This is a genomic window from Sulfurihydrogenibium yellowstonense SS-5 (assembly GCF_000173615.1).
Classification (GTDB): domain Bacteria; phylum Aquificota; class Aquificia; order Aquificales; family Hydrogenothermaceae; genus Sulfurihydrogenibium; species Sulfurihydrogenibium yellowstonense.
Genome location: NZ_ABZS01000060.1, coordinates 1 through 8,667, shown reverse-complemented (window position 1 = coordinate 8,667; position 8,667 = coordinate 1). Strand labels below are relative to the sequence as shown.

8 protein-coding genes are annotated in these 8,667 nt (G+C 29.7%); all 8 read left to right on the top strand.

Going from position 1 to position 8,667, the window contains the following annotated elements; all coding sequences use genetic code 11:
- On the top strand, positions 1-427 hold a 427-nt coding region (locus tag SULYE_RS03620), incomplete at its 5' end, for a DUF445 family protein (RefSeq protein ID WP_007546599.1).
- Positions 428-657: 230 nt separating this feature from the next.
- Complete coding sequence (locus tag SULYE_RS03615) at positions 658-3,531, top strand: EAL domain-containing protein (protein ID WP_007546598.1); 2,874 nt, start codon at positions 658-660, stop codon at positions 3,529-3,531.
- Positions 3,532-3,842: 311 nt separating this feature from the next.
- On the top strand, positions 3,843-4,244 hold the full coding sequence (gene rplS, locus SULYE_RS03610) for a 50S ribosomal protein L19 (RefSeq protein ID WP_007546596.1): 402 nt from the start codon (positions 3,843-3,845) through the stop codon (positions 4,242-4,244).
- Positions 4,237-4,830 carry a ribonuclease HII gene (locus SULYE_RS03605; protein ID WP_007546594.1) on the top strand — a complete coding sequence of 198 codons (594 nt, stop codon included), beginning with the start codon at positions 4,237-4,239 and terminating at the stop codon, positions 4,828-4,830. The genes rplS and SULYE_RS03605 overlap by 8 nt, the downstream gene beginning before the upstream one ends.
- Positions 4,823-5,833 carry an anthranilate phosphoribosyltransferase gene (gene trpD, locus SULYE_RS03600; RefSeq protein WP_007546592.1) on the top strand — a complete coding sequence of 337 codons (1,011 nt, stop codon included), beginning with the start codon at positions 4,823-4,825 and terminating at the stop codon, positions 5,831-5,833. Before SULYE_RS03605 ends, trpD begins: the two co-directional genes overlap by 8 nt.
- Before the next feature lie 12 nt (positions 5,834-5,845).
- The gene (locus SULYE_RS03595) at positions 5,846-6,625 is read left to right on the top strand and encodes an SDR family oxidoreductase (RefSeq protein ID WP_007546591.1); all 780 of its coding nucleotides are present in this window, start codon (positions 5,846-5,848) and stop codon (positions 6,623-6,625) included.
- A gap of 110 nt (positions 6,626-6,735) precedes the next feature.
- On the top strand, positions 6,736-8,277 hold the full coding sequence (locus tag SULYE_RS03590; protein WP_007546590.1) for an ion transporter: 1,542 nt from the start codon (positions 6,736-6,738) through the stop codon (positions 8,275-8,277).
- Positions 8,274-8,667 (top strand): uroporphyrinogen-III synthase (locus SULYE_RS03585; RefSeq protein ID WP_007546589.1); only part of this gene is annotated, 394 nt, incomplete at its 3' end. The genes SULYE_RS03590 and SULYE_RS03585, both read left to right, overlap by 4 nt.

Here is an 8,667-nt window from a genome sequence, read left to right as displayed (position 1 = left end):
TTTAAAGTCTGTAATTGAGAGAAAAATAAAAGAAAAAAAAGATTATCTTGAAGAGTTTAAAGAACTTCCATTGGGAGCTTTTGTAAAGACCGCTTTTTATGATTTTGCAGAAAAGTTTTTAGCTAAGTATTTAGACAAAAATTTAGAAAGCATAGTTGACGAGCTTTTAAAAAAGATTAAAGATGATGAGAATATAAAAAAATCTTTAAATAGCGAGCTTAAAGAAGAAATAACAAAAATTATATTGGAGAATCACGATTTTATTGTTGATTTAATAAAGAAAAGACTTGAAAGCATATCAGATGAAGAGTTTATAGATGCAGTTAAAAAAGCTTCTTGGGATGAATTACAGTGGATAAGATTTAATGGAGCAGTTTTAGGCTTTGTAATTGGAATATTCTTAGGAATTTTAAATTTGGATTGGTAAAGTTTTATAATACTAAATTTTTTGTTTTATTCCTTTAAGATAAACTCAAGTTGCTGTAAAATAAAGACGAGTAAAGTTGTATGATAATATATTTATTACATGACTTGTTGTTTTGTTAAAGTTAAGAAATTATAAATTATCATAGAATTTACTTATTTATGGGATAAATGGTATATGTGGTATTATATGTTAATATAAATGTAATTATATTAATATAAAGGAAGAGGTTTATGATTACCTTTAGAGTTTGTCCGCATGGTACAGAAGAAGGATTAGCAAAGTGGCTTAAAATCTCAGAAAAAATAAAGCAAATTTTTAAACAAGAAGTAGATTTTAAACCCTATAAAAACTTCTACGAAGAAGAAGCATTAATATCAGTAGATAATAAGCCAGATATGTATTATGCAAACTTTGATGTTGCTTTAATTCTTTTACAAAAAAATTACAAACTTATAGGAAGATTTAAAGGTCATTACGATAAATTTCTTTTAGTTAGTTTGAATAATCAAAAGGATTTCCAAAATATAGCAATAGTTGATAAACTTAGTTCTTATTGTATTTTAAACAAAACAGGTCTTTATAATAAAGAAGTTATTTTATATGAATCTTTTGATGAAATCATAAATTCTTTGTTAAATGAAAAAGTTGATGCCGGAGTGATATTTAAGGAATATTATGATGAATTAGGTCAAGAAATTAAAGATAAATTAAAAATCATAGAAGAAATAAATTTGGATGCAAGCCATTACTTTTTGGTATCAGAAGAATTCTATGAAAAGAATTCCAACGATATAATTACATTTATCCAAGAATTAGATTTAGAAGAGATTTCTCAAGACGAAATCAATAAACTTAAAGAATATCATGAACTTGGAAAAATAGTTAGAAACTTAATAATACAAAGGATTCTTATAGAAAGCTTAAAAGATATTAATCAGTTAATTATATCTGCAGAAACAGAAGAGGAATTATTTCAAAGAATATGTGAAATTCTTGTAGAAAAAAATCGCTTTAAATTTGTATGGATTGGAAAGAGAGAAGGAGATTTTATCAAGCCAGTATGTAAGTATGGTGAAGACGATGGATATGTAGATAATTTAGTTGTAAGTGTTAGAGAAGACCTGCCGGAAGGAAGAGGTCCAACAGGAAGAGCTTACAGAGAAAATAGAATTATTATAAATGAAAATACATTAACGTCAGAATATATAACTCCATGGAAAAATGAGCTTCTAAAAAGAGATATATATTCATCAATATCCATTCCAGTAGAAAAAAATGGAGAGGTTTATTCAGTAATTAATATCTATTCAACAAAGCCTTTTATCTTCAACAAAGAATTTCTAACTTTATTTGAAGAAATTAAACAAGATGTATCCTTTGCTTTAAATAAAGTAGAAAAAGATAAAGAAAATATACTTTTAAGAAAGGCTGTAGATAATTCAAGAATGTGGCTTTTAATCACTGATTCAAATGGAACAATAGAGTATGTAAATCAGTATGTTATAGATTTGACAGGATACGCAAAAGAAGAAATAATTGGTAAAAATCCAAGAATATTTAAATCTGGAGTGCAGGATATAAAATTATACAAAGAATTATGGGATACCATATTATCTGGCGAACCATTTTCGTCAGTGTTTGTAAATAAAACAAAAGACGGAAGACTAATTTATATAGACCAAACTATCTATCCAATTAAACTAAAAGATGGAACGCTTAAATTTATTTCCGTTGGAAAAGATATAACACAAGAGAAGGTGCTTTCAGAGGAAATAGAAAAATATAAGTACTATGATAGTTTAACCTGGCTTCCAAATTTTATATCATTTAAAATTCAAGTTTCAGAGATGATTATAAACAAGCTATACAAAAAATTTGGATTAATATTGATAGACATTTATAACATGTCTGTAATTAATTCTTCTTATGGATTGGAAACAGGCAATGAAATTTTAAAAGAAGTAGCAAAAAATCTAAAAAAAGAATTTCCGGACGGATATGTAGCCAGAATTGGAAGTGATAAGTTTGCAATACTTATTACAAATATAAAAAACGAATCAGTGCTTATTTATAAGATTAGAGATGCTTTAGATAAAGATTTAAATACTTCCAAAGGCAAAATTCATATTTCTTATAATGCTTCGATTGTCTTATACAATGAAGATGGTCAAACATTTGAAGAGCTTTATAATAACGCTGTTCTCACTTTAAACACAGCTAAAAAAGAAGGAGAAAATGTAATAAAATTCTATGAATCACAGTTAAATAAAAAATTAGAAGAATATTTAGAAGCTGAAAAGATTGTAGAAAAAGCATTTGATAAGAAATTATTTAAATTTTACTTCCAGCCATACTTTAAATCAGAAGACTTTTCAATAGCAGGATTTGAATCATTAATCAGGATAGTAGACGAAAATGGAACTGTTTATCCACCTATAAAGTTTATAGATTATCTTGAAAACAGCAAATATATCACAAAATTTGAAGAATGGGCTTTAGAAGAAGTTTCTCAAAAGATAAAAAAATTTAACTCTTTGAATGATAAAAAAGATATAACAATATCTCTAAACATATCACCAAAAGGATTACTTGGATACTCATTAAACTTAACATCAGATGAAATATCAGATAAAAGCTTTATTGAAAGGTTAAAATCTCTGTCAATAGAAACTCAGAATAACTTAGTAATAGAAATCACAGAAAGAAATGTCATAAAAGATATAGAAAAATCTAAGAAGATATTTAAAGACATTAAAGATTTAAATCCAAACATAAAAATATCGATAGATGACTTTGGAACGGGATATTCATCTTTAACATATTTAAGAGATTTAGCTATTGATATACTAAAAATAGATATGTCGTTTGTAAGGAATATTGCAAGAAGTAGACAAGACTTATCGCTCGTAAAATTCATAATTGGATTAGCAAAAGATTTTGGATTAAAGACAATAGCTGAAGGTGTAGAAACAGAGGAGCAGGTAAAACTTTTATCTTTGCTTGGAGCTGATTATCTGCAAGGATTTTATTTTTCAAAACCAATGCCAGAAGAAGAAGCTATTAAGTTAATTATGGAGAATATACAGGTCAACGAGAAAAGATGAAGCAATGAGCGATATGTAATAAGTTTTTATAAGCGTTTCACTTTTACAGCAAAGATAAGAGAAGAATGATATTGCCTTTTTGCCATTCTGTTATCGGTAAAGAATATATGTTTTTTAAAAAACATTAAAAGATTAGATCCTAGCCTTCGGCTTCAGGATGACGAAAGAATTTATGAGTGAAGTGTGTCAGGTTAAAAGATAAACTTTATAAACGCCCCACCTCTCACTTTCTCACATTTCATATCATAATGTTTAAAATAAATTTCTTGTGCTATAATATTTCTTTAAAATTTTTCAGCGGAGGAAGAATTATGCACCAATTAATTAGAGAAATTGAACAAAGATATTTACCACAAGACATTCCTGAATTTAAAGTAGGAGATACTGTAAGACTTCATTTAAAAGTTAAAGAAGGTGAAAAAGAAAGAACGCAGATTTTTGAAGGTTTAGTTATAAGAGTTAGAGGCAGCGGAACGGGGAAAACTTTTACAGTTAGAAAAGTTTCTTACGGCGTTGGAATGGAAAGAATTTTTCCAATAGCATGTCCATCTATTCAAAAAATAGAAGTGGTTAAACGCGGTAAAGTTAGAAGAGCTAAACTCTACTACATCAGAAATCTCAAAGGTAAAGCTGCTAAAATTAAAGAGCTTAAAGAATGGGAAATCAAGAAAAGACAAGCAGAATCTCAAGCTTCTAAAGAAAATAATGGGTAATGTTGAAAAAGAACTTTTTAGTCAAGGTTATGAAAAAATTGTTGGTATAGATGAAGCAGGAAGGGGACCGTTAGCCGGTCCTCTTGTTATTGCATCAGTCATTTTTCCTAAGCATCAAAAACCATTCATACATAGTGATTCAAAAGGTCTTTCAGAAAAAGAAAGAGAGTATCTCTTTGAAAAAATTCACGATTACGCTGAAGAAATAAATATTACCATCATAGAAAATACAGAAATAGATAAGCTTGGAATATCAAATGCTGCAAAAATATACATGGAAAACAATCTAAAATCTTTAAAATCAAAATGGGATATAGCTTTAGTTGATTTTGTAAAATTAGATGAAAGTATAAATCACTTGCCTTTAATCAAAGGAGATGAAATATCTCATACAATAGCAGCAGCAAGTATAATTGCGAAAGTAGTTAGAGATAGAATAATGATTGAGTATAAAGAAAAATATCCGAACTTCTCTTTTGATAAACATAAAGGTTATGCAACCAAACAACATTATCAAGAGATAAAAAAATTCGGCATTACTCCAATCCATAGAAGAAGCTTTAATCTTGGAGTTAGTGATGATTAAAGATATTATAAAAAAACTTACAGAAAGACAAGACCTAACAAAAGAAGAGATGACCTATCTTTTTGATAATCTAATGGAAGGTAATCTAACCGATGCACAGATTGGAGCTGTTTTAATCAGCTTGAAGATGAAAGGAGAGTCTATTCTTGAAATAGAAACAGCAGCAAGAATCATGAAGGAAAAAGCTGTTAAAGTTGTAGTTAAAGATAAAAGTAAACTTGTTGATACATGCGGGACAGGTGGAGATAGGTTAAACACTTTTAATGTGTCTACAATATCGGCGTTTGTTGTGGCGGGAGCAGGTGGTAAAGTTGCAAAGCATGGCAACAGGTCTATCTCTTCAAAATGCGGAAGTGCAGATATAATGGAAGCTTTGGGAATAAAAATAGAGCTTACAGCGGAAGAAGTTTCAAGGCAGATTGAAGAAATAGGCCTTGGTTTTATGTTTGCTCCATTGTTCCATCCGTCAATGAAAAATGTAATAAAACAAAGAAGAGAGATAGGCGTTAGAACAATTTTTAACATTCTTGGACCACTTTCAAATCCTGCTGATGCAAATTATCAAGTGATGGGTGTTTATGATAAATCCTTAGTTGAACCACTAACAAAAGTTTTACAAAATCTTGGAGTAAAAAAAGCTTACGTAGTCCATGGATTAGATGGGTTAGATGAAGTATCTATCACAGCAGAAACTTATGTTGGAGAGATTAATGAATCTGATATAAACTTTTATACAGTAAAACCGGAAGATTTTGGATTAAAAAGAGCTGAGATTTTTGAAATTCAAGGTGGAGATGTAGAGTGTAATAAAGAGATTGCTTTAAGTATTTTACAAGGCAAAGATTATTCTTCAAAAACAGATTTTGTGGCTTTAAATTCAGCATTTGCTTTAAAAGTTATAGGTCTTGTAGATTCTATAAAAGATGGAATAGATTTGGCAAAAGAGACTATTTATAATAAAAAAGGCTATGAAGTTCTTGAAAAATTAAGAAATTTCTCATAAAGGGGGATTGATATGGTTTTAGAAGGAAAGTTAGCATTTATAACAGGAGCAAGCAGAGGAATTGGAAGAGCAATAGCTTTAAAATTGGCTTCTATGGGAGCCGATGTAATTATTAATTACTATAAAAACAAAGAAAAGGCTGAAGAAGTCAAACAAGAAATAGAAAAGCTTGGAAGAAAGTCTTATATAGTTCAAGGAGATTTTGGAGTTAAGGAAGAGATTGACAGAGTATTTGATGAAATCACAGAAAAATTTGGCTACTTAGATATTTTTGTAAGCAACGCAGTAGCATCAGGAAGAGAAGTAATCGGTGGTTTTGCACCATTTTTAAGACTTAAAGAAAAAGGCACTCTAAGAATATACAACATTACAACCTTTGGTTTTATATGGTCTTCTCAAAGAGCCGTTAAGCTTATGGAAGGAAGAGAAGGAAAGATTATAGCTATTTCATCAACCGGGACAAGGGATTATATGCCAAATTATGCAATACACGGCTCGGCAAAGGCAGCATTAGAAACGCTTGTTAGATACTTAGCGGTAGAAGTTGGTCCAATGGGAATTAATGTAAACTGTGTATCCGGTGGACCAATAGATACAGAAGCAATCCAGCTTTTCCCGAACTATGAAGAAGTTAAAGAAGGAACAATCAAACTAACACCACTTGGTAGAATGGGGCAACCAGAAGATTTGGCCGGTGTAGTTGGATTTTTATGCACTCCGGATGCAAGATGGATACAAGGTCAAACTATAGTAGTTGACGGTGGATTATCTTTAGTTAGGGGTGGAAGGTAAATAAGTAGGTGAGTAAGTGAGAAAGTGAATAAGTGAGATAGTGAGATGGTGAGATGGTGAAAAGCATTTAACGTCTCGCCTCTCACGTCTCACCTTTATAAGGAAACGTAATGCTTAAGTTAAAAAGAAAAAGATTAAATCACAAAACATTTGTAAAAAGATTCAAGCTTTTTTTATACAATCTTTTAGAAAATGATAGAAATTCTCTAAATCATATTTATTCTGTCTTTGCAATTTTTTTAGTTTTAACATCCTCAATCACGGTTTTTCTATTAATATCTCCAAAAAGAGAAAAGCTTCCCAAAGATTTGCATGATTTTCTTATAGACTTTGGAGAGTTTACATTATTTTTCTTTTTGATAGAATACATACTTAGATGGTGGGTTGTTTCTGATTTTACAGAAGATTTTAAAGATTATTTAACTGAACATAAACAAAGAAATTTAAAAGTATATTTTAATGCCTTTTTATATGCTTTAAAACCAAAGCTTAAGTGGATGATAAAGCCTTATTCAATCATAGACCTTCTTGCAATATTGCCAATCTTTAGACCTTTAAGAATGCTTAGGATATTCCAGTTAATTAGACTGCTAAAACTTTTAAGATACTCTTCTGCATTTAGAAATTTCTTTTTTGCGTTTAAAGAAAACAGCTTTGTCTTTACATTTACTTTTTCAAGTTTGTTTGTAAATATTATTTTCTTCTCTTTTTTAACATACATCTATGAGCATAACGCAGGGAATAAAAATTTTGACAGTATCTGGGCGGCCGTTTACTGGGGTATCATAACATCTTTTACAGTTGGATATGGAGATATAGTTCCTATTTCTGATGTAGGAAAGATTGCAGCATCTTTAATGGTAATTATTAATGTTATTTTAGTATCAGTTTTAACAGCGGGTTTCTCTGTTTCTTTTATAAACAGACTTTTAGAGTTGAAGGAAGGAGAGGTAGTCATGAGAGATTTAAAAGACCATATAGTTATTTGTGGATACAACGAAACATCTGAAGAAATCCTTGAAAAAATAATGGAAAGTGATATAGATAAAGAAAAACCTGTTGTGCTTTTAACAAACTATGATAAAAAAGACTTAGGAATAGAATTGTCAAAATATATCCTTTATAAAAAAGGAGATTTTATCTTAGAAAAAAATCTTTTAGATGTTGGAATAGAAAATGCTTCAGATGTAATCATCGTCGGTGAAAAGCTACCAAATCTATCCGAAAGAGATATAGATGCAAGAACAGCTTTAGCGGGCATGCTTATTAGAACGCTTAATCCAACAGTAAAACTTTATATAGAAGTTCTTTTGGATGAAGATGCAGAAATTTTTAAAAAACGGGTTGGAGCAAGGGAAGTTTTGGTTCATGGTCAGATAGTAGGAAAGATAATGTTCTCAAGTTTATTAAATCCGGGTGCGACAAGCTTGATAGAAACGTTATTAGATGCAGAGACAGGAATTCAAAAAGTAAAAGTTAGAGAACTTGGAAGTTATAAAACTTTCGGAGAGATTATAAAAATCGTTAGAAAAGATGGCTATTTACCGATTGCAGTAGAAAGAAATAAAAAAATAATCTTAAATCCGGAAGATGATTTTGAAATTCAAGAAAGCGATGCAATATTTTTAATACCAAAAGGTGAATCTCAATGAAAAACATAATCATCACGAGAGAAGCGTCAGGTTTTGAAGAAGTAAAAGATTTATTCATAAAAGCAGGATTTAATCCTATATCTTTTCCATTAATCAGATTTGAGCCGGTAGAAATTAAAAATCTTAATCTTGAAGATTATGAATATTTAATCTTTACAAGTAAAAATGCAGTCAAGTATTTCTTTTCTCAAATTTCAAAGATTGATAAAAAAATCATAGCTGTTGGAGAAAAAACAGCAAAATACTTAGAAAAACTTGGATATAAAGATATAATCGTTCCGGAAGTCTTCAGTGCAGAAGGGCTTAAAGTATATTTTGAAAAAAACATAGATACATTTAAAGATAAAAAAATGGCTTTAATAAGAGCATCAGAAGGGATGGATACACTTA